The organism is Rhodococcus sp. DMU1 (genome assembly GCF_012272955.1).
In the GTDB taxonomy this organism is placed as follows: Bacteria; Actinomycetota; Actinomycetes; order Mycobacteriales; family Mycobacteriaceae; genus Rhodococcus; species Rhodococcus aetherivorans.
Genome location: NZ_CP050952.1, coordinates 5,851,817 through 5,869,452, shown reverse-complemented (window position 1 = coordinate 5,869,452; position 17,636 = coordinate 5,851,817). Strand labels below are relative to the sequence as shown.

Sequence of the window (17,636 nt, the reverse complement as noted above, 5' to 3'; positions counted from 1 at the left end):
GCACGCGCACGATGGGACCGAAGGGGAGGAGCCGCATGGATGTCGTCACAGTTTGGGCTCTGCACAAGCACTACGGAGACGTGCGGGCCGTCGACGTCGTTGACGTGCCGAACCTGGGGTTGCGCCGCCGCGGCACCGGGTATCCCCGGAACACCGCTCGCCGATGATCGGAAGTGACCCGCCATGATCGTCCCCGGCCTGACCGCACCGGACCCGGACACGGAGCCGGGCTCACCCGAGCCTGCCCCGCCGATCCCGCCGACGCCCACGCCGCCGCCGCCGTTCCCACCGGAGCCGAACCCGGTGCCGACCCCACCGGAGCCGCAGCCGCCGTTCCCGCCGGAGCCGGATCCCGAGCCCTCGCCGCCGCATCCGCAGCGGCCCTTCCCCCAGATCCACGACCTCGCGATGTGACGACCTCGCCGACGGCGGGAGTAAGGAGAGCAGGTATGTCGAGCATGTTCGGCCGCACGTTGCTCGGAACGACCGCGGCGACCGCCGCGACGGCGGTGGTGGGATCGATCGCCTCCCGGGACGTGGACACACGCTGGTACCGGCGACTGCGCAAGCCGTCGTTCCAGCCGCCGAGTGCGGTCTTCCCCGTCGTGTGGACGGCGCTGTACGGCGACATCGCGGTGAGTTCCGCGGTGGCCATCGACGAGCTCGAATCGGAGGCGCGGGTCGACGAGGCCACCTACTACCGGGCCGCCCTCGCGGTGAACCTGGCACTCAACGCGTCCTGGTCGTGGGTGTTCTTCAAGGCGCATCGGCTCGTGCCGGCGACGGTGGTCGCCGGGGCGCTCGCGGTGAGCAGCGCCGACCTGGCGCGCCGCGCCGCCCTCGCGAAGCCGGCGGCGGGGGCCGCGCTCGGCCCGTACGCGGTGTGGTGCGCGTTCGCCACGGTCCTCAGCGGCCGGATCGCGCGGCTCAACCGGTCCTGACCAAGCGCGGTCGTCAGTAGAGCGGGTCGTGGCGGATGCGGTCCGCGGGCACGCCGGTGGCCTGCAGCCGGAACTTGGTCGCCTGGATCATGGCGGGGGACCCGGCGATCTGCACGTCGTGCCCCGACCAGTCCCCGGCCTCGGCGACGCACCGGCTCACCGGGCCCTCCAGGAGGGACAGGCCGACCGGCGGATCGGTGGGGCCGGTGAACCACCACGGGTCGGTCGGCGACTCGGTCACGGGCACGACCGTCAGCCACGGGTTGGTGCGGGCGAGGTGCCACAGGGTCGGCAGGTCGTAGAGGTCGCACGGGTAGCGCCCGGCGTAGAACACGGTGACCGCCCGCGTGGCGGGACGCCGGGCGAGGGCCATGAGCTGGGCCCGCATGGGGGCGATCGCGGTACCCGACGCGATCATCAGCAGCGGGCGCGGCCGACCGGGGCCGGGCCGCATCGTCTCCGCCCCCAGGGCGCCGATCGGTGAGCCGAGCACCCACGTCTCGCCGACGCGGGCGTGGCTCACGATGTACGGGCTCACCCAGCCGCCGGAGACGCGACGGACATGGAACTCCACGGCGCCGTCCGCGTCCGGCGGCGTCGCCGGTGACAGGTAACGCCACATGCGCGGCCGCCCCGGAACCTGCACGCTCACGTACTGTCCCGGCTCGTACGCCATCGGCTGGTCGAGCCCCAGGCGCACGACGGCGACGTCGTCGAGCGGTCTGCGGTGCTCCACGACGGTGCCCACCCAGGCGGCGGGGCCGGTTTCGGCGGCCGCGGCCTCGGTCATCGTGGTGGCGACGAGGTGCAGCGCGTGGTGCCATGCGTCGTCGAGCTCGGTGGTCCAGTCGTCGCCGGCGGCCTGCGCCACCGCATCGATCAGGGCCTCGGTGAGCGCCTTGTACTGCCACAGCTCGATGCCGTACTTGCGGTGGTCGCGGCCGAGCTGCTCGAGGAACGGGACGACGGTCTCGGGTCGGCTCAGCCGGTCCACCACGTGGACGACGGCGTGCAGGATGCGTTCGCGTTGCTCGCCCATGGCGGCGGGAAAGTACTGCCGGGTCTCGGGATGACGCGCGAACAGGTTGGCGTAGAACGCTTTCGACAGGGTTTGCAAGCCGTCCGGGCGGGCGGACACGGCCTCGACGTTACTGCGGATCAGCGCACACAGTCTCGGGTCCCACAATGTCCGCCACCTCCGCGATCCTGTCCGTGTGCGGCGCGGCGCATGCCGGACGCGTCGCACCGGGGAGCGACTCTAGGGCGGAATACTGCTTGTCGCGAATCGCCCTGTGCCCGGAACGGTCGGCCGGGGAACAGATCTCGGGACGTACGTCCCGGGCGGTCGGGTACTTCGGTCCTGTGGACGAAGCATGTGGACGAAATGCCGGCGCCGCGTGTGCGACCGGCACCACCTGCAGGCGGTGCCCGCATCGCCGCGAAGGTGCCTGGGGAGGAACGGAAGACGCGTCGGTCTCCGTGCCGTAGGTCACCGTCGCCGGAGGGTGCGGCGGCGGCCCTAAGGTCCTGCGACAATCGGGACCTTCGGGCCGGTTCCCCGGGACGGTTGCGTCGCCCCGGTGGTTACCGCTGGGCTGCAATGCGGTTGCGCATCGCCTCGAGCCCCGCGACGACGACAAGTGCGATCACCACGTGCATCAGCGACAGCGTGATCGTGCTCGGGGTGTCGAAGTCGGCGACGATCGTCGACGCGATGGTGCCGAGCGCGGTCACCGCGCCGACGACCTCGGCGACGCGGATGATGCCGAACCAGCGCAGGCTGAGCAGCGCCGCGAGACTCATGCCGACGGTGAGCGGGACGACGGTCATGACGAGAACGCCGCCCGGGGCGGCGCTTTCGACGGTGTCGCCGTTGGTCACCTCGAACGAGCCGCCGGCGGCGAGGCCGACGAGCCACAGTGCGACGTTGGCGACGAGAGCCACGACGACCGGGACGAGCACCGCCATCGGACGGCTGAGCGAGAAGGCGGGCAGGGTCGACGTGGTGGTGCGGTCGAGAGGCTTGACAACACTCATGGTGTCCTCCGGAAGGGCCGATGAACTGACGTCGCTCATCGTTCAACCTCGAGTCGACTCGAGGTCAAGTCCGTTCCGCGCAAGCTATGCCGCGGCCACCGCGCACCAGTCCACGGTGACCGAACGGGCACCGGAATGCGCGAGCATCGAACGCACGGGGCCGCCCAGGCACAGCTGCCGGTCGAGCTCCCGCTGCTCCGCATCCGGGTCGCGGGCGTCGGGGGCGCCCACGAGGATCTCCGCCGGCTCGGTGCTGCGCGCACCCTCCACCAGCAGTCGCTCCTCGTCGACCACCCGCACGGGCACGTCGTCCGATCCGGCCACGTCGCCGACCAGCAGGGCCACGTAGTCGGCGTCGTCGTCGGCGTCGTGATAGGCGAGCAGCCGGCCGCGGACGGTGCCCGAGGCGACCCGGTGATCGAGAGTCAGCCCGGACTGCGTGGGTGTTCCCGCCGCGACGGCACGCAGGCAGTGCGGCAACGTCACCCGTCGTGAGGTCCAGCTGAAGAAGGCCCCACACCCCGTTTCCATGGCACTCGCTCCTCCTCGGTACGTCCGGGCGAGGTGGTCCCCGGTTCTGTGATCAGTGTGCGCCGGGGGTCCGACATGTTCCGGGAGTGGCCGAGCTGCTGCCGGAGCAGGTTCAGGGCGTGGTGCTGGGCGAGCCGGACGGAGGTGGCATCGGTGTTCAGGGCACGGGCCGTGTCGGTGATCGACAGGCCACACGCGATGCGCAAGTGCAGCACGGCACGGTAGCGGTGCGGGAGGGCAGCGATCAGCGTCGAGGGTCGTGTCGCCGCCTTGTCCGTCGTCACCGCCTCGTCCGTCGTCACCGCGTGCGTCCTCCTCCGTCCGGTGCGGGACATCGTGTCGCGACCGGTGTCCCGGACGGAAGGGACCGGTGTCCCGATCCTGTGGGCGCGCGGCGTCTGCTGTGATGCACTCGCGGAACGACGCACCAGGAGGCTTTCGTGAGACCCACCACCGAGGACATCGAGCGGATGACCTCCACCCTGTTCCTGTCCGAGGACGCCCGGCCCCGTTCCCGGCGCGCGACGTTCTGGACCCTGCTCGTGCTGGCCGCGGTCATCGCCTCGGCGGGCGTCGTCGCGGACTCGACCGCCACCGTCATCGGCGCCATGATCGTGGCGCCGCTGATGACGCCGATCGTCGGGACCGCACTGGCCGTCGTCCTCAACGACCACCGCAACCTGATCGCCTCCGCGTTGCTCGTCGTGGCCGGAGCGGCCGCGGTGGTCGCGACCGGATTCGCGGTGGGCCTGCTCGATCCGCTGGACGTGCTCGCGCAGAACAACAGCCAGGTGGCGGGACGGGTCGCGCCGCGGATGATCGACCTCGTCGCCGCCTTGGCCACCGGTGCGGTCGGGGCCTTCGCGCTGGTGCGCCGCGATGTGTCCGACACCCTGCCCGGTGTGGCGATCGCGATCTCGCTCGTGCCGCCGCTCGCGGTGGTCGGCCTGACCCTCGAGTCCGGCGCGCCGCGGCAGGCCGGTGGGGCCCTGTTGCTGTTCGCCACCAACGTCGCCGCCATCGTCGCCACCGGCACCCTGGTCTTTCTGCTGGCGGGGGTGCGCGGGGCGGCGCACCGCGCCGGCCGTACGGTCGGGGACCTGCGCGGTCTCAGCGTGCTCACGGTCGTCGCCGCGGTCGTGCTCGTCGCGGTCCCCCTGGGTGTGTCCAGCACGCGAGTGATCCGGCAGGAGACGTTGAAGGCCGACGTCGCCCCCGTCGCGGAGCAGTGGGCGCAGGAGCAGGGCTGGGTGATCACCGACATCGGATTCCGCGAGTCCGTGCTGTGGATCGAGGCGCTCGGGCCGCCGCCCGAGGCGGATCCGGCGACCCTGCGCGACGCCCTGAACGAGGCCGGGCTGCGCGACGTCGACGTGGAGGTCACCCTCGTGATCGGCGGAACGCGGCGCCTGCCCGGCGGGTAGGGGCGGCGCTCAGCACACGACCGGCCGCGCCCCGGCCGGGTCCAGTGCGGCCAGCACCAGTTGCTCGGCGACCGGATCGTAGGGGATCGAGACGTGGTCGGCGGTGTTCGCGGGGCACACGTCCTGCAGCAGGATGTTCTGCGCGCCGGGCCCGGTGAGGAACGACGCCGTGTAGGGGATGATCACCTGGTCGTATCTGGTGGCGACGACCGTGTAGGAGACGCCCTCGACGGTGTCGCTGCCGGCGTTGAGTTCGGCGAGCACGGCATCCTGCGCGACCGACGGCGGCCCGAGCGACGGGTAGTTCGCCGGCGCCAGCCCGACGATGCGGCTGGTCTTGTCCGCCCCGCCGAGGAACCGCACGTACCACCGGGGGACGGCGCCGCCCTTGGAGTGACCGACGATGCTCACTCGCTCGGCGCCGGTTTCGGCCAGGACGGTGTCGACGAACGCCGCCAGTTCGCCGGCGGCGTCCGGGATCGGCCCGCGCGCCTTGAACGGCTCGCCCGGCGGTGCGCCGTAGTCGAGTGCGAACACGCAGTACCCCTCGGCCTTCAGCGCCGGTGCCAATCCGGCCCAGTTGGCGTAGGAGTTCTCGAGGAAGCCGTGGACGAGCACCACCGGTTCGGGGTGCGCCGGTGTGGGCACGCAGTCGGCATCGTTCGTCCCGGCCGGGACGACGCCGGGATGCGCCAGCGAGTAGGCGAGCGCGGCGCCGAAGGTGCTCTGCGGCGGGCCGGTCGTAGCCTCTGCGGCACGCTGTTCGGCGCCCGCCGTGGGTGCGGCGGTCGCGATGCTGCACGCCGCGATCAGCCCTAGGAGGGCGAGCCTGCCGACCATGCCGCCCATCCTCGCGTCCGGCGGGTGTCCGGGGGCGCGAAATGCGCGAAAGGGTGTCATCCCGCGGGCGTGGGCCGGATCTTCTGCTGCGTGACGCGCCACAGTCGCCGCGGCAGGCCGCCTTCCTCGAAGGCTTCCACCTGCGGTTCGGTGAATCCCTGCGCCAGACGCTCGACGAGTGCCCGATCGAAGAAGTGGACGACGAACCCGCCGTGCTCGGTCAGGTTGTCGCCACGGTCCGTCCCGGTGGCGAAGTGGGCGTCGCCGGTGTGCCGCACGGTGTAGACGTGCCAGCCGCCCGGGCGCAGCACCCGATGCACTTCGGTGCCGAGCGCGTCGATCTCCTCGGTGGTGAGGGCCATGTTGAAGAGCATGTGGCTGTAGACGGCGTCGACGGACGCATCGGCGACGGGCAGGGGTTCACGCACGTCGTGCACGCGGGTCGTGAGCCGGTCGGCCACGCCGGCCTCGGCCGCGCCGCGCCGGAGTTCGCCGAGGCCCTCGGGCGCGTAGTCGAGCGCGGTCACCGACAACCCGGCCCGGAGGAAGGCCAGCGTGTCCCGGCCCTGGCCGGCGCCGAGTTCGAGGACCTCACGCACCTGCTCGCGGTCGAACAGCTCGAGGGCGCGCCGGGCTGGCTCGCTCGGTGCGGGCCCGTACATCGTCGGGTTGTCGCGATAGGTGCGCTGCCAGTGTCCGCGCTGGGCGTCCAGGGCGCCGCGGTCGACATGTTCCATGCCGTGCCTTCCTCGTGACTTCCGGCCGTGGACGGCCGGCCCTGTGCGGTCGGGCGCGCCGGCGTCGATGCCGATCGACACATGGTGCCTCGGCTGCCTCCGAGGGCGGGCCCGAATCGTGGACCCGGCAGACGGTCCCGCTCGCGTCCCGCTCCGTAGCGAGCACCCGGCGACGCTCGATCGAATGGTCTGCGGGCCGTTGAGGTGGGGTCGATGTGCAGCGTAAAGTGAGTACGATCGTTGTCAGATGGAGGGTGTATGCGGACGATCCGTACCGTCGGTGATCTTGTCTCGCCTCTGGGGGGATCGATCAACGCGGCGAATGTCATCATGCAACTGGCCGTGCCCGGAGTGGGGCAGGGAGTGATCGAGAGCGCGGTGCACTCCGGCCGGGCGGATCTGCATCCCGTCAAGCGCGCCCGCACCACCACGACGTACCTCGCGGTGGCGGTATTCGGCAACGAGGACGATCGCGCCTACGTGCGGGAAGCGGTACGGCGAATCCACGCCCGGGTCGTGTCCGGGCCGGATTCGGTGACCCCCTACAGCGCCAACTCTCCCAAGCTGCAGTTGTGGGTGGCGGTGTGCCTGCTGAAGTACTTCGTCGACCAGTACGAATACCTGCACGGTCCGTTGACCGACGCCGAGTACGAGCGGGTGCTTCGCGACGGGGCCACGTTGGGCACCACCTTGAACGTGCGGCCCGGGGCGTGGCCGGTCACGCGCGAGGAGTACGACAGCGTGTGGCGTGCGGGCCTGGACGAGGTGTCGATGACGGACGAAGTCCGTACCTATCTCGCCGCCCTGGCGGACCTCCGTTTCCTCGAGGTCCGGCTGGGCCGGGCCGGCTACGCGATACACCGAGCGCTCGGCCGCCCGTTCCGGCTCGTCACACGAGGAGCGTTACCGCCGGAATTCCGCGCGGTCATGGAATTCGAGTGGTCGTCGGACGACCAGCGCGCCTTCGCCCGGTACCCGCGCCTGCTGCGCGCCGTGCACCGGCTGACGCCGGGACTGTGGAGCATTCCGTGGAAGGCGTATCTGGTCGACCTGCGCCTGCGGCGCCGCTTGGGCCTGCCCGTCTTCTGACATGCCGCCGCGCCGGTGTCCGGGTGGCCGGAATATCGCCCGCACCGCACCGGTTCATATAGTTGAGTAATCAACTATTGACGGAGGCTCATCGTGCAGTTCGGCATCTTCACCATCGGCGACGTGACCCGCGACCCCACCACGGGCCGCGTACCCACCGAGCACGAACGCATCGTCGCGATGACGGAGATCGCGCTGAAGGCCGAGGAGGTCGGGCTCGACGTCTTCGCGAGCGGCGAGCACCACAATCCGCCCTTCGTCCCGTCGTCGCCCACCACCATGCTCGGCTGGATCGCCGCCAGGACCGAGAAACTGATCCTTTCCACGGCCACGACGCTGATCACGACGAACGATCCGCTGAAGATCGCCGAGGACTTCGCGATGCTGCAGCACCTCTCGGGCGGCCGCGTCGACCTCATGATGGGCCGCGGCAACACCGGCCCGGTCTACCCGTGGTTCGGCAAGGACATCCGCCAGGGCATCCCGCTCGCGATCGAGAACTACCACCTGCTGCGCCGCCTGTGGCGGGAGAAGGCCCTCGATTGGGAAGGCAAGTTCCGCACCCCGCTGCGCGGCTACACCTCGACCCCCTGGCCGCTCGACGACACCCCGCCGTTCGTGTGGCACGGCTCGATCCGCTCGCCGGAGATCGCCGAGCAGGCCGCGTTCTACGGCGACGGCTTCTTCCACAACAACATCTTCTGGAACCGGGAACACATCCAGCAGATGATCAGCCTCTACCGCACCCGGTTCGAGCAGTACGGCCACGGCGCCGCCGACCAGGCGATCGTCGGCCTCGGCGGCCAGGTGTTCATGGCGGAGACCGAGGAGAAGGCCAAGCGCGTCTTCCGGCCGTACTTCGACAACGCCCCCGTCTACGGTCACGGACCGTCGCTCGAGGACTTCTCCGCGACGACCCCGCTGACCGTCGGCACCCCCGAGCAGGTGATCGAGCGCACCCTGGGCTTCGCCGACTACGCGGGCGACTACCAGCGGCAGCTGTTCCTCATGGACCACGCCGGTCTGCCCCTCGACGTGGTGCTCGAGCAGATCGAGATCCTCGGCCGCGAGGTCGTGCCCGTGCTGCGCACCGAGTTCGAACGACGCCGCCCGGCGCACGTGCCGTCGGAGCCCCCGACGCACGCCTCGCTCGTCGCCGCGGGTCCGGATTCCCCGCACCGCCTCGTGGTTCCCGCAAAGGTGGATCTGTCCGCCGCCGAGGAGGCCGACGCCCGATGAGCCGCCGCATCGTCGTCGTCACCGCCGGGCTCTCGCAACCGTCGTCGACGCGTCTGCTGGCGGACCGGATCGCCGCCGCCGTCACCGCGGCGGTCGGCGCGCGGGGTGAGTCCGCGGATGTCGAGGTGATCGAACTCCGCGATCTCGCAACCGATCTCGCGATCACGGTCGCCACCGGCGGCCTGCCGGCCCCGGCCGTCGCGCGGGCGCGTGAGCAGGTGTCGCACGCCGACGGTCTGATCGCCGTCACTCCGGTGTTCACCGCGAGTTACAGCGGCCTGTTCAAGATGTTCTTCGACGTGCTCGACACCGACGCGCTGAACGGCATGCCCACGATCGTCGCCGCGACCGCGGGCTCGGCCCGGCACTCGATGGTGCTCGACTTCGCGATGCGTCCACTGCTGACGTTCCTGCGCGCGGTGGTCGTCCCCACGGGCGTGTTCGCCGCGACCGAGGACTTCGGCGACGGGGAGGCCGGCGCCGCCCTCGGCAGCCGGATCCGGCGGGCGGCCGAGGAACTCGCAGCGCTCGTCGTCGGTGAACGGACCGGTGTGGACGGCTTCACGCCCGCGTCCTCCCCGGCGCGGCCGCGCTCGTCGGGGAACTCGCTGCGCGCCCCCGGCACGCCGTTCCAGGATCTGCTGCGCGCCCACATGGGTTGAGAACTCGTCGTACCGCGGTGTGGCGCGGAGCGGACCGGGCGGGCCGTGCCGCATCCGAAACCTGATCACCCGGCCGGCAACCGCGCGCGCAACTCGTCCGCGCCCGGCCCGGACACCAGGGGCAGCGCCACGCGGCGGCCGGTGAGCAGCAACAGGATCGCGGAGATCGGCCCCCGGATCTCCGGCCCCTCCCCGGCCGACCATTCGACGTCCGTGGCGGTGAGCCGGTAGCCGCGCAGCGGAAGGGAGCGGAAGACCCGGGCCTTGCCCCTGCCGCCGAAGGACCACACGCGGGTGGCCGCCGCGGCCGCCGCGGTCACCGGCATCTCGAGGTCGCGGTGCAGCGGGATCGCGATGTCCTGGCCGTGCACGAGGATGTCGCTCAGGGGCTCGAGGCTGGTCAGCCCCACGTTGCGGCGGCGGGAACCGATCGTCGCGCGCAGGTCCGCGATCAACCGGTCGGTCGGCAGGGTCGCCCGTCGGCGGGCGGCGGCGCAGATCATCGAGTTCAGCGGGCCGGGATGACGCAGAACCATCCGGACGCAGTCCCCGACGGTCAGCTGCTGCAGGGTCAGGTGGGCCGCGACGTCGCGTACCGTCCAGCCGTCGCACAGCGACGGCTGTACCCATTCGTCGTCGGACAGCTGCCCGAGCAGGTCGGCCGTGCGTCGTCGCTCGCTGTCGATCGCGGCCCACACCTCGTCGTCGTTCATCGCCGGAGCCTTCCGTCTCAGCGGAACACCGGTGCCCGGGTCCTGGTGCGTTCGAGCTCGAAGACGTCCGCGAAGCCGGACAGCACTCGCGCCCTCGAAGACGCGCACGGCGTCGTGGCCGCGGGGAATCGAGTCCCCGGAGATCGGTTCGCCGGTCATATCGCACCTCCCGGACGGGCACAATCAGTACGATGTTGGTACCAATATAGTTCGATGATCGGACTATCGGCAAGGGAGGATGATGGCCGAGGACCTCAGTGCCGCCGTGCTGATGTTCATCGCCCAGCGCTCGGCGGAGAACCGCATTCTCGCGGCGCTGCGGCGCGCCGGCTACGACGACATCACGCTCGCCCAGGCGCGGGTGGCCGCCCGGATCGGACCCGGTGGGACCCGGCTGACAGTTCTCGCCGAACAGGCCCAGGTGGCCAAGCAGACAGCCAGCTTCCTCGTCGACCAGCTCGAGCGGGCCGGCTACGTCGAACGCACGGTCGACCCCACCGACGCCCGCGCGCGACTCGTGCGGATCGCTCCGCGCGGCGCCGAGGCCGGCCACGTCGCCCGGGCCGAGGAGGCGCGGATCGAGGCCGAGTGGACCGAGCATCTCGGCGCGCGCCGGATGAAGCAGCTGCGCGAGGCGCTCACCCTGCTCCGTGAGATCACCGATCCGTATCGGCCGTCGGGGGAGTAGTCGCCCGGTCACGTCCCACCGGACGTGGGGCGGTCATCCGTCGGTGTCACGCGCGCCGTACATCGGGAACGATGTTGGCGTTCCGATGAAAGACGTTGTGCGGATCGTACTTCGCCTTGATCTCGGCCAGTCGGGCATATTTGGTGGGGCCGTAGGCGGCGCGCACCCGGTCCTGTTCGAACTCGGCCATGGAGTTGACGTACGCGCCGATGCCGACCGAATACGGGCGCAGGGCCTCCCAGACGGACCGCACCCACGCCCGCTCCGGTGGCAGCAGACCGGGATCGGGGCAGACGCCGACGATGAAGACGGCGAAGCGTGGCGTCCGTCCGCCGCCGAAAGCGGTGTCGTCCTCCCTCGTTTCGCAGTACGCCTCGTCCAGCCGGTAGAACAACAGGAGCGACAGGGGCGAGTTCTTCTGCGGCACGACATCGACGACTGTCGCGATCAGATCGTCGGAGAGATCTTCGACGTAGCAACCCTTGTCGTAGCAGTAGAAGCCCCACGCGTTGCCCTCGTCGAGCAGCTGCTGCACGTCGACGTAGGGCATCGGCGTGACGAACTCGAACAGCGGTGGCAGAGCGCGCCGAATCCGCGCCAGCGCGTCCTCGTGCGTCTGCGGTGCTCCGAAACCGGTGACAAGGAAGGCATAGCCGGGCTGGAGGTGGTATTGCTCGGGCACGAACGGGGCGGGTGGGGCGTTCACGCCGGCGATCACGATGTTCAGCTCGCGGGGCAGCGTATCGATGACCTCCCGGGCGAGCCGCAACACCTCGGTGCCTTGATCCAGGCCCCAGAACAGGAGCCCGAACTGCACGACGGGGCCGGCCTCGTGCAGGCGGAACTCGAACTCCGTCACCACCCCGAAGTTGCCGCCGCCGCCCCGGATCGCCCAGAACAGGTCCGGATTCTCGTCCTCGGCGGCACGCAGGATCCGGCCGTCGGCAGTGACGACCTCGGCCGACTCGAGGTTGTCGATGCTCAATCCGGCCTGCCGGGTGAGCCAGCCCATTCCTCCGCCCAGCGTCAGTCCCGCGACGCCCGTGTGACTGATCAGACCGGCCGGGACGGCGAGCCCGTGGGCCTGCGTGGCGGCATCGAGGTCACGCAACAGGGCGCCCCCGCCGACCCGTACTCGCCTGCTCTCCGGGTCGACGACGACGTGATCCATCGATCCGAGGTCGATCACCAGGCCGTCGTCGACGACCGAGGCGCCCGCGGTGCTGTGCGCACCCGCGCGCACGGCCATCTCCATTCCGTGCTCGGTCGCGTAGGCGATCGCCGCCTTCACGTCGGCGGTGCTCCGGCATTGTGCGATCGCGGCCGGGCGGCGGTCGATGTCGGCGTTCCACACCGTGCGCGCTTCGTCGTAGTCCGCGTCGCCGGGTCCGAGAACCGGGCCCTCCATCGCGGCCCGCAGCATGCCGAGGTCGCCGGTCGTACGAGTCATGTGTCCTCCAGACGTTGCCGGGAGCAGGCGGGATCGTCTCCGGCGAGGCGTTCGGCGCGTTCCCGGATGCCGAGCAGCATCCTGCGCATCATCGGGAAATCGGCCAGTTCCATCAGCGCGACGGTGAGCGGAAGCGACGGCGTGGGCCGGTAGGAGGCCTTCAACCGGCTCACGAGCCGGGTCCGTCGCCCGTCGTCGATGGGATCGAGGCGCCACGACCACGTCGAATCCGGCTTCGCCCAGACGAGGCAGCGCCCCGGATCGAAGGAGTGCACCCGGAAGGACGTCGCCGCCGTGGCCCGACTCGCCATCGGCGCCGCCACGTCGCCGACCTCGATGCACTGCAGGCGCGGATCGATCGTCGTCGCGCTGGGCCGCCCCAGATTGTCGAGACGGTCGTAGGAGTAGAAGCCGGCCCGGTTGTAGCCGACCTGGACGATCCACGGCCACACGCACTCGGCCGGCGCCTCGATCGTGAGGGCACGGGTCGCAGTGAACGTCGCCGAGGAGAGGATGTCGTCTCCGGGCATCGCACCGGCGTGCTCGGCGGTCGTCGCTCCCCACCGCAGGTGCCACCGGCGGTAGAAGGCGAATGCGCTCACCGCTGTCGCGACGCCTGCGATCGTGAGGATCGCCATGAGGAAACTGTTCCACACCGGAGCCGGGGAGAGAAGGTCCCGGAGGCCCCGCTCATCCGCTTCCCCCGTGAGCCCGGAGGGCGAGGGCGGCCTGTACCACCGCGGCATGGGTGAGCGCCTGCGGGTAATTGCCGAGGTAGGCGCCGGTGCCCGGGTCCACCTCTTCCGGGAGCAGGCCGAGGGGGCCGGCGCGCCGCAGCAGCGTTTCGAACAGTTCCCCGGCTTCGGTCCGCCGGCCGGTGAAGGCCAGCGCCTGGACCAGCCAGAAGGAGCACGGCAGGAACGCGCCCTCGACGCCGGGCAGCCCGTCCTGTCCGGGGGGATATCGGTAGAGCAGAGGGCCTCCGGCCGACAGCTCGCTGCGGATCGCGTCGATCGTGCCGCGCACCCGGTGCGAGTCCGGATCCTCCATGCCCAGGACGGGGAGCACGAGCAGGGCGGCATCGATGTCACGCGACCCGTAGGTGCGGGTGTACCGATTTCCGATCCGGTCGAAGCCGCGGGCGAGCACCTCGTCGGCGAGGTCGTCTCGCGCCGCGAGCCAGCGCCGGCGACGACGGCTGGACAGGCGGTGGGTCTCGGCGATGCGCAGGGCCCGGTCGAGGGCGAGCCAGGCCATCATCTTGGAGTGCACGTGGTGGTCGGCGTCGCCCCGGATCTCCCAGATGCCGGCGTCCGGGTCACGCCACCGTGCACAGACGTGATCGGCGAATCCCCTTACCATGCGCCAGGTTTCCGAATTCAGCGGCCGACCGGAGCGGACGAACGTCCATGCGGCGTCGACGACCCAGCCGTAGCCGTCGAGCTGATGCTGATCGGCCGCGTCGTTGCCGAGCCGCACGGGTACGCTGCCCGCGAAGCCCGGCCATCCCGGCAGGGTGCGTTCGGCGGGGGCGTGCCGGCCGTCGAGGGTGAACAGGACCGGCAGGCGGGGCCGCTGCAGGCGGCTGGCGTGCAGGAGCCATCCGAGGAACCCGCGTGCCTCGTCGACCTTGCCCGCGCCCAGGAAGGCTGCGACGCCGATGCTGGCGTCGCGCGGCCAGGCGTAGCGGTAGTCCCAGTTCCGGACCCCGCCGGGCCACTCGGGTAACGACGTCGTCGGGGCGGCGATCGGCGCCCCCGACGGGGAATACGTGAGCAGCCGCAGCGTCAGCAGGCTTCGCACGACGGCCTCACGACAGGGCAGATCGTGAGCGATCTCCGCCGTCCACGCCCGCCAGCGTGCCTCGTCCTCGGTCACGAGCTCCCAGGCCGCGGCGGGAGGGAGGTGGATCAGCGGCTCGCGGTGGGCCACAGTCAGGACGACGGTGACCGGATGCCGCGGGGTCACGAGGATCGAGGTCGGCCGGCCCGGCGGGATCGGGGTGCCGGAGTCGCAGGCCAGGGACAGGGCGAGCGAGCCCCACTCGCACACGAGGTCGGGACCGCGCCGCACCTTCGGGGGGCGGTGGCGTTCACCGAGCCTCGGATCGAATTCGACGACGGCGCGCGCGGTTTCGCCCTCGACGGAGAGGCGACGCACGAGGACGGTCGCCGGGAGCAGCCGTCCGGCCACCTCCGCGATCATCGCCTCGCTCAGGGTGAGCCGGGTGTTGCCGAGGTCCCAGGTGGTTTCCAGCGTTGCGGTGTGCGTGCGGTAGCGGCGCCGGACGACGGTGGCATGCCCCTCGGGCCCGAGCCGGAACCGCCCCGCCGGCGCTCCGCCGACGAGTCGGCCGAAGACGGGATCTCCGTCGAAGCGGGGCACGCAGAGCCAGTCGAGCGATCCGTCGCCGGAGACCAGGGCCGCGGTGCGGGTGTCGCCCAGCAGGCCGTAGTCCCCGATCCGGGTCTGCGTGCCCGCCCTGTCCTCGATGCCACTCTCGTCGAAATCGGTCATCCTGAAAGTCATTTCAGCGCACCTGGAGAAGAAGGCCGAGTGCGGTGCCGTAGACGAGATGGGCGGCGACGGCGACGGCGGGGGTCTGCGCACCGTAGTTCAGGCCGAGCAGGCCGGGTGGTTCGAGGACCGCGGTGCTCCGCGGCCCGGCTCGATGGGAGGCCATGCGCGGATGCACGCCCGGCAGTAGTGGCAGCAGGACCGTCAAGGCGACCGCGACGTGCAGCAGGCCGAGCAGCATGCCGAGCCACCACGTCGCCCGGTGGAGCAGCGCGAAGGTGGCGGCGTAGCCGAGTGCGAAGGCCTGGCCGATCGCGAGGTGGATGAAGAATCCGACCACCCGGGCACGATCCGGGTCGGCGGTGACGACGGTGCCGAGCACGAGCGGCAGATCCAGGCGGCTGTAACCGGCCAGTTGGGCGGCGATCATGACTGCGGTCAGGGCGGTGGTGGCCACCGATCCGAAGAGCGCCCATCCGGCCCAGTCCATGGCGGAGTCACCTTTCGGTGGGGAGGTCGCTGCCGCCGGTCCACGGTCGCCGTCGGACGTCCGTGAACCGGTGGCTCGGTTTCACGATGTACCCGGGGTGGGTCCGCGGCGAGTCACCGGGGCGGTGGCCAGCCGGGCCAGGGCGAGGGCGGCAACCGCCAATCCGAAGTCGCGCAGCGCGATGTCGAGGTAGCCGCCGAGGGTGACCAGGTCGACGATGATGCCGAGCAGCCATGCGGCCACGACGTAGCCGCCGATGGCGGGTCTGATCGCGACGACGATGCCGGCGAGGATCTCGACCACGCCGACCGCGAGCATGGCTTGGTGGGCGGTGCCCGGGACGAGGTCGTCGATCCAGGGTGCGAGGTAGCGCTCCCAGTCGGTGAGCAGGTTCGCGAACTTGTCGAGACCGAAGGCGATCGGGGCCACCGTGAACACGGTCCGGAGAAGGACGAATGCCTGGCGGGCGCCGGCGTTCGTGCCGGCCGGGGTGGAGTGGAGCGTGGTGGGGGAGGTGGGCGTGTGGCTCATCGAAGTCTCCTGACTTCTAAGAGAGAGTAGATTTGATTTTAGAGGTGTGACGTAGATTACGTCAAGAAGTTTCTCTTTTAGAAGGGGGAATCGTGCAGGACGAGTTCGCCGAACAGGCGTCGGGGATCGGTGCGCTGGCAGACCCGGCTCGAAGGTCCCTCTACCGCTACGTCGCCGCACAAGCGGACGCGGTCGGGCGCGAGCAGGCTGCGGCCGCGGTAGGCCTGCCGCTGCACGCAGCGAGGTTCCACCTCGACCGGCTCGTGGAGGAGGGCCTGCTCGAGACGGAGTACCGCAGGCTCTCGGGGCGGACGGGCCCGGGCGCAGGACGGCCGTCGAAGCTCTATCGGCGCTCGTCGCGCGAGCTGTCGATCTCCCTGCCCGAGCGGCGCTACGACCTCGCCGGGGAGGTTCTGGCGGCCGCGATCGAGCGGTCGATGCGCGACTCGGTGCCCATCGCGGAGGCGGTGCGGACCGCTGCCGTCGAGCACGGCCGGCGTATTGCCGCGAATGCGGCCACCCCGGCCGTGCCCGCCGGAACGGTGCCCGGTCCTATGGACGCGGGAGGTACCGACCTCGAACGTATGGCGCGGCTGCTCGCCCGGCACGGCTACGAGCCGCGCCTGTCCGGCGACGGGCAGATGCGGTTGGCGAACTGCCCGTTCGACCGGCTGGCGAACGAGCACCGTGAACTGGTCTGCGGGATGAACCTCGCCCTGCTCGACGGGGTCGTCGCCGGACTCGGGACCGACCGGCTCTGCGCGGAACTCGCCCCGGAACCGGGGTTCTGCTGCGTCCGGATCCGGGGCGTAGAGCGGTGAGTCGTCGCGGTTCCGGGCCTCAGAGCCCGAGCGCCGCGGCGACCTCCCGCAGGGCCGGAACCGGGTCGTCCCGCATCGGCAGGGCCTGGACCGCGACGTGGTCCGCCCCGGCGTCGAGGTGCTCCCGCAGACGCGACGCGATGTATTCCGCGTCGCCGTGCGCGACGAGCGCGTCGACGACCCGGTCGGTGCCGTCGTTGTCGAGTTCCTCGGCGGTGAAGCCGGTGCGTTCCAGATTCGCACGGTAGTTGCGCAGCTTCAGATACGGGTTGGCCACGGCCTTGCGGCCGATGGTGCGGGCCGTGGCGACGTCGGTGGACAGCACGATCTTCTGCTCGGGGGCGAGCACGGCGCCCGGGCCGAGAACGGCGCGCGCCTCGCGGGTGTGCTCGGGGGTGGTGAGGTAGGGGTGGGCTCCGGCGGCCCGGTCCGCGGACAGCTTCAGCACCTTCGGTCCCAGCGCGGCGAGGACCCGCCGCGCCTCGGGCACGCCCTCGCGGTCGAGCACGTCCAGGTACTCGACCAGTGCCGCGTAGGGCTTGCGGTACGTCTCACCGTGCGCCTCGGGGTGGCCGACGCCGACACCGAGCAGGAAGCGGCCGGGATGGCGTTCCTCGAGCCGGTGGTAGGAGGCCGCGATCTCGTCGGCGGGGGCGGTCCAGATGTTGACGATGCCGGTGGCCACGACGATGTTCTCGGTGGCGTCGAGGAGGCGTTCGGCCACCTCGAGGTCGGCGGGCGGTGAACCGCCGATCCAGATGGTGCCGTAGCCGAGCTTCTCGATCTCGGCTCCGGTCTCCGGTGGGAGGCCGGTCGCGTGCCGCCAGACGCCGAAGCGGCCGAGCGGGGGAGTCTGCGTCGTGTTCTCTGCCTTCGTCGAATCCGTCACGCCGGGTCCAACCTCCGTCGCCGCCGGTTTCATTCCG

General features: G+C 71.0%; 20 protein-coding genes. 8 read left to right on the top strand and 12 right to left on the bottom strand.

All coding sequences use genetic code 11. The features are described from left to right. The first annotated feature begins 183 nt into the window (after nucleotides 1-183). Nucleotides 184-414: a hypothetical protein gene (locus HFP48_RS26920; RefSeq protein ID WP_029546658.1), complete on the top strand. Its 231-nt coding sequence runs from the start codon at nucleotides 184-186 to the stop codon at nucleotides 412-414. 35 nt (nucleotides 415-449) lie between these two features. Further along, nucleotides 450-941, top strand: coding sequence for a TspO/MBR family protein (locus tag HFP48_RS26915; protein ID WP_006943512.1), 492 nt, complete (start codon nucleotides 450-452; stop codon nucleotides 939-941). Nucleotides 942-954: 13 nt separating this feature from the next. Here the strand turns inward: HFP48_RS26915 and HFP48_RS26910 are convergent, their stop codons facing one another. The 3 genes from HFP48_RS26910 to HFP48_RS26900 form a co-directional block, all read right to left on the bottom strand. Next, nucleotides 955-2,079, bottom strand: coding sequence for a globin domain-containing protein (locus HFP48_RS26910; protein WP_246872487.1), 1,125 nt, complete (start codon nucleotides 2,077-2,079; stop codon nucleotides 955-957). A gap of 446 nt (nucleotides 2,080-2,525) precedes the next feature. Then, the gene (locus HFP48_RS26905) at nucleotides 2,526-2,978 is read right to left on the bottom strand and encodes a DUF6069 family protein (RefSeq protein WP_246872486.1); all 453 of its coding nucleotides are present in this window, start codon (nucleotides 2,976-2,978) and stop codon (nucleotides 2,526-2,528) included. Nucleotides 2,979-3,062: 84 nt separating this feature from the next. Further along, the gene (locus HFP48_RS26900; RefSeq protein WP_065923311.1) at nucleotides 3,063-3,509 is read right to left on the bottom strand and encodes a hypothetical protein; all 447 of its coding nucleotides are present in this window, start codon (nucleotides 3,507-3,509) and stop codon (nucleotides 3,063-3,065) included. Between the two features lie 440 nt (nucleotides 3,510-3,949). On the opposite strand from HFP48_RS26900, the gene HFP48_RS26890 reads away from it, so the two are divergent. Next, nucleotides 3,950-4,933 (top strand): DUF389 domain-containing protein, encoded by a 984-nt coding sequence (locus HFP48_RS26890; protein ID WP_168580394.1) that lies wholly within the window; start codon nucleotides 3,950-3,952, stop codon nucleotides 4,931-4,933. Between the two features lie 9 nt (nucleotides 4,934-4,942). On the opposite strand, the gene HFP48_RS26885 is transcribed toward HFP48_RS26890, so the two are convergent. Together HFP48_RS26885 and HFP48_RS26880 are read right to left on the bottom strand one after the other, a co-directional pair. Then, nucleotides 4,943-5,782: an alpha/beta fold hydrolase gene (locus tag HFP48_RS26885; protein ID WP_029546653.1), complete on the bottom strand. Its 840-nt coding sequence runs from the start codon at nucleotides 5,780-5,782 to the stop codon at nucleotides 4,943-4,945. Nucleotides 5,783-5,829: 47 nt separating this feature from the next. Continuing rightward, nucleotides 5,830-6,510 carry a class I SAM-dependent methyltransferase gene (locus tag HFP48_RS26880; RefSeq protein WP_043796830.1) on the bottom strand — a complete coding sequence of 227 codons (681 nt, stop codon included), beginning with the start codon at nucleotides 6,508-6,510 and terminating at the stop codon, nucleotides 5,830-5,832. A 258-nt stretch (nucleotides 6,511-6,768) separates the two neighbouring features. Between HFP48_RS26880 and HFP48_RS26875 the strand changes: the two genes are divergently transcribed. From HFP48_RS26875 to HFP48_RS26865, 3 genes are all read left to right on the top strand, one after another. Then, on the top strand, nucleotides 6,769-7,599 hold the full coding sequence (locus HFP48_RS26875; RefSeq protein ID WP_168580393.1) for an oxygenase MpaB family protein: 831 nt from the start codon (nucleotides 6,769-6,771) through the stop codon (nucleotides 7,597-7,599). Nucleotides 7,600-7,692: 93 nt separating this feature from the next. Further along, nucleotides 7,693-8,838 carry an LLM class flavin-dependent oxidoreductase gene (locus HFP48_RS26870; protein WP_006932509.1) on the top strand — a complete coding sequence of 382 codons (1,146 nt, stop codon included), beginning with the start codon at nucleotides 7,693-7,695 and terminating at the stop codon, nucleotides 8,836-8,838. Then, nucleotides 8,835-9,500, top strand: coding sequence for an FMN reductase (locus tag HFP48_RS26865; protein WP_050036127.1), 666 nt, complete (start codon nucleotides 8,835-8,837; stop codon nucleotides 9,498-9,500). Before HFP48_RS26870 ends, HFP48_RS26865 begins: the two co-directional genes overlap by 4 nt. Before the next feature lie 65 nt (nucleotides 9,501-9,565). Here HFP48_RS26865 and HFP48_RS26860 read toward each other — a convergent pair whose 3' ends face one another. Further along, the gene (locus HFP48_RS26860) at nucleotides 9,566-10,213 is read right to left on the bottom strand and encodes a maleylpyruvate isomerase family mycothiol-dependent enzyme (protein ID WP_029546648.1); all 648 of its coding nucleotides are present in this window, start codon (nucleotides 10,211-10,213) and stop codon (nucleotides 9,566-9,568) included. Between the two features lie 241 nt (nucleotides 10,214-10,454). On the opposite strand from HFP48_RS26860, the gene HFP48_RS26850 reads away from it, so the two are divergent. Continuing rightward, nucleotides 10,455-10,901 (top strand): MarR family transcriptional regulator, encoded by a 447-nt coding sequence (locus HFP48_RS26850; protein WP_080688420.1) that lies wholly within the window; start codon nucleotides 10,455-10,457, stop codon nucleotides 10,899-10,901. A 46-nt stretch (nucleotides 10,902-10,947) separates the two neighbouring features. Here HFP48_RS26850 and HFP48_RS26845 read toward each other — a convergent pair whose 3' ends face one another. The 5 genes from HFP48_RS26845 to HFP48_RS26825 all read right to left on the bottom strand — a co-directional run bounded on the left by HFP48_RS26845 (nucleotide 10,948) and on the right by HFP48_RS26825 (nucleotide 15,889). After that, nucleotides 10,948-12,351 (bottom strand): FAD-binding oxidoreductase, encoded by a 1,404-nt coding sequence (locus HFP48_RS26845; protein ID WP_029546646.1) that lies wholly within the window; start codon nucleotides 12,349-12,351, stop codon nucleotides 10,948-10,950. Further along, nucleotides 12,348-12,989, bottom strand: coding sequence for a hypothetical protein (locus HFP48_RS26840; protein WP_006944155.1), 642 nt, complete (start codon nucleotides 12,987-12,989; stop codon nucleotides 12,348-12,350). Before HFP48_RS26840 ends, HFP48_RS26845 begins: the two co-directional genes overlap by 4 nt. Nucleotides 12,990-13,041: 52 nt before the next feature. Beyond that, nucleotides 13,042-14,880, bottom strand: a complete 1,839-nt coding sequence (locus tag HFP48_RS26835) for a glycoside hydrolase family 15 protein (protein WP_080688416.1) — start codon at nucleotides 14,878-14,880, stop codon at nucleotides 13,042-13,044. A gap of 1 nt (nucleotide 14,881) precedes the next feature. Then, on the bottom strand, nucleotides 14,882-15,358 hold the full coding sequence (locus HFP48_RS26830) for a hypothetical protein (RefSeq protein WP_006944153.1): 477 nt from the start codon (nucleotides 15,356-15,358) through the stop codon (nucleotides 14,882-14,884). A gap of 81 nt (nucleotides 15,359-15,439) precedes the next feature. Then, the gene (locus HFP48_RS26825; protein ID WP_006944152.1) at nucleotides 15,440-15,889 is read right to left on the bottom strand and encodes a hypothetical protein; all 450 of its coding nucleotides are present in this window, start codon (nucleotides 15,887-15,889) and stop codon (nucleotides 15,440-15,442) included. A 92-nt stretch (nucleotides 15,890-15,981) separates the two neighbouring features. On the opposite strand from HFP48_RS26825, the gene HFP48_RS26820 reads away from it, so the two are divergent. Then, on the top strand, nucleotides 15,982-16,710 hold the full coding sequence (locus tag HFP48_RS26820; RefSeq protein ID WP_029546643.1) for a helix-turn-helix domain-containing protein: 729 nt from the start codon (nucleotides 15,982-15,984) through the stop codon (nucleotides 16,708-16,710). A 19-nt stretch (nucleotides 16,711-16,729) separates the two neighbouring features. On the opposite strand, the gene HFP48_RS26815 is transcribed toward HFP48_RS26820, so the two are convergent. Continuing rightward, nucleotides 16,730-17,632 carry an LLM class F420-dependent oxidoreductase gene (locus HFP48_RS26815; RefSeq protein WP_029546642.1) on the bottom strand — a complete coding sequence of 301 codons (903 nt, stop codon included), beginning with the start codon at nucleotides 17,630-17,632 and terminating at the stop codon, nucleotides 16,730-16,732. Nucleotides 17,633-17,636: the final 4 nt, after the last annotated feature.

What these genes read in the sequence shown, in the direction of transcription:
- HFP48_RS26900 (WP_065923311.1), bottom strand. Translation starts at nt 3,509, where the DNA reads ATGGAAACGGGGTGTGGGGCCTTCTTCAGCTGGACCTCACGACGGGTG.
- HFP48_RS26865 (WP_050036127.1), top strand. Translation starts at nt 8,835, where the DNA reads ATGAGCCGCCGCATCGTCGTCGTCACCGCCGGGCTCTCGCAACCGTCG.
- HFP48_RS26920 (WP_029546658.1), top strand. Translation starts at nt 184, where the DNA reads ATGATCGTCCCCGGCCTGACCGCACCGGACCCGGACACGGAGCCGGGC.
- HFP48_RS26860 (WP_029546648.1), bottom strand. Translation starts at nt 10,213, where the DNA reads ATGAACGACGACGAGGTGTGGGCCGCGATCGACAGCGAGCGACGACGC.
- HFP48_RS26835 (WP_080688416.1), bottom strand. Translation starts at nt 14,880, where the DNA reads ATGACTTTCAGGATGACCGATTTCGACGAGAGTGGCATCGAGGACAGG.
- HFP48_RS26845 (WP_029546646.1), bottom strand. Translation starts at nt 12,351, where the DNA reads ATGACTCGTACGACCGGCGACCTCGGCATGCTGCGGGCCGCGATGGAG.
- HFP48_RS26880 (WP_043796830.1), bottom strand. Translation starts at nt 6,510, where the DNA reads ATGGAACATGTCGACCGCGGCGCCCTGGACGCCCAGCGCGGACACTGG.
- HFP48_RS26885 (WP_029546653.1), bottom strand. Translation starts at nt 5,782, where the DNA reads ATGGGCGGCATGGTCGGCAGGCTCGCCCTCCTAGGGCTGATCGCGGCG.
- HFP48_RS26875 (WP_168580393.1), top strand. Translation starts at nt 6,769, where the DNA reads ATGCGGACGATCCGTACCGTCGGTGATCTTGTCTCGCCTCTGGGGGGA.
- HFP48_RS26840 (WP_006944155.1), bottom strand. Translation starts at nt 12,989, where the DNA reads ATGGCGATCCTCACGATCGCAGGCGTCGCGACAGCGGTGAGCGCATTC.
- HFP48_RS26850 (WP_080688420.1), top strand. Translation starts at nt 10,455, where the DNA reads ATGGCCGAGGACCTCAGTGCCGCCGTGCTGATGTTCATCGCCCAGCGC.
- HFP48_RS26815 (WP_029546642.1), bottom strand. Translation starts at nt 17,632, where the DNA reads ATGAAACCGGCGGCGACGGAGGTTGGACCCGGCGTGACGGATTCGACG.
- HFP48_RS26915 (WP_006943512.1), top strand. Translation starts at nt 450, where the DNA reads ATGTCGAGCATGTTCGGCCGCACGTTGCTCGGAACGACCGCGGCGACC.
- HFP48_RS26825 (WP_006944152.1), bottom strand. Translation starts at nt 15,889, where the DNA reads ATGAGCCACACGCCCACCTCCCCCACCACGCTCCACTCCACCCCGGCC.
- HFP48_RS26830 (WP_006944153.1), bottom strand. Translation starts at nt 15,358, where the DNA reads ATGGACTGGGCCGGATGGGCGCTCTTCGGATCGGTGGCCACCACCGCC.
- HFP48_RS26905 (WP_246872486.1), bottom strand. Translation starts at nt 2,978, where the DNA reads ATGAGTGTTGTCAAGCCTCTCGACCGCACCACCACGTCGACCCTGCCC.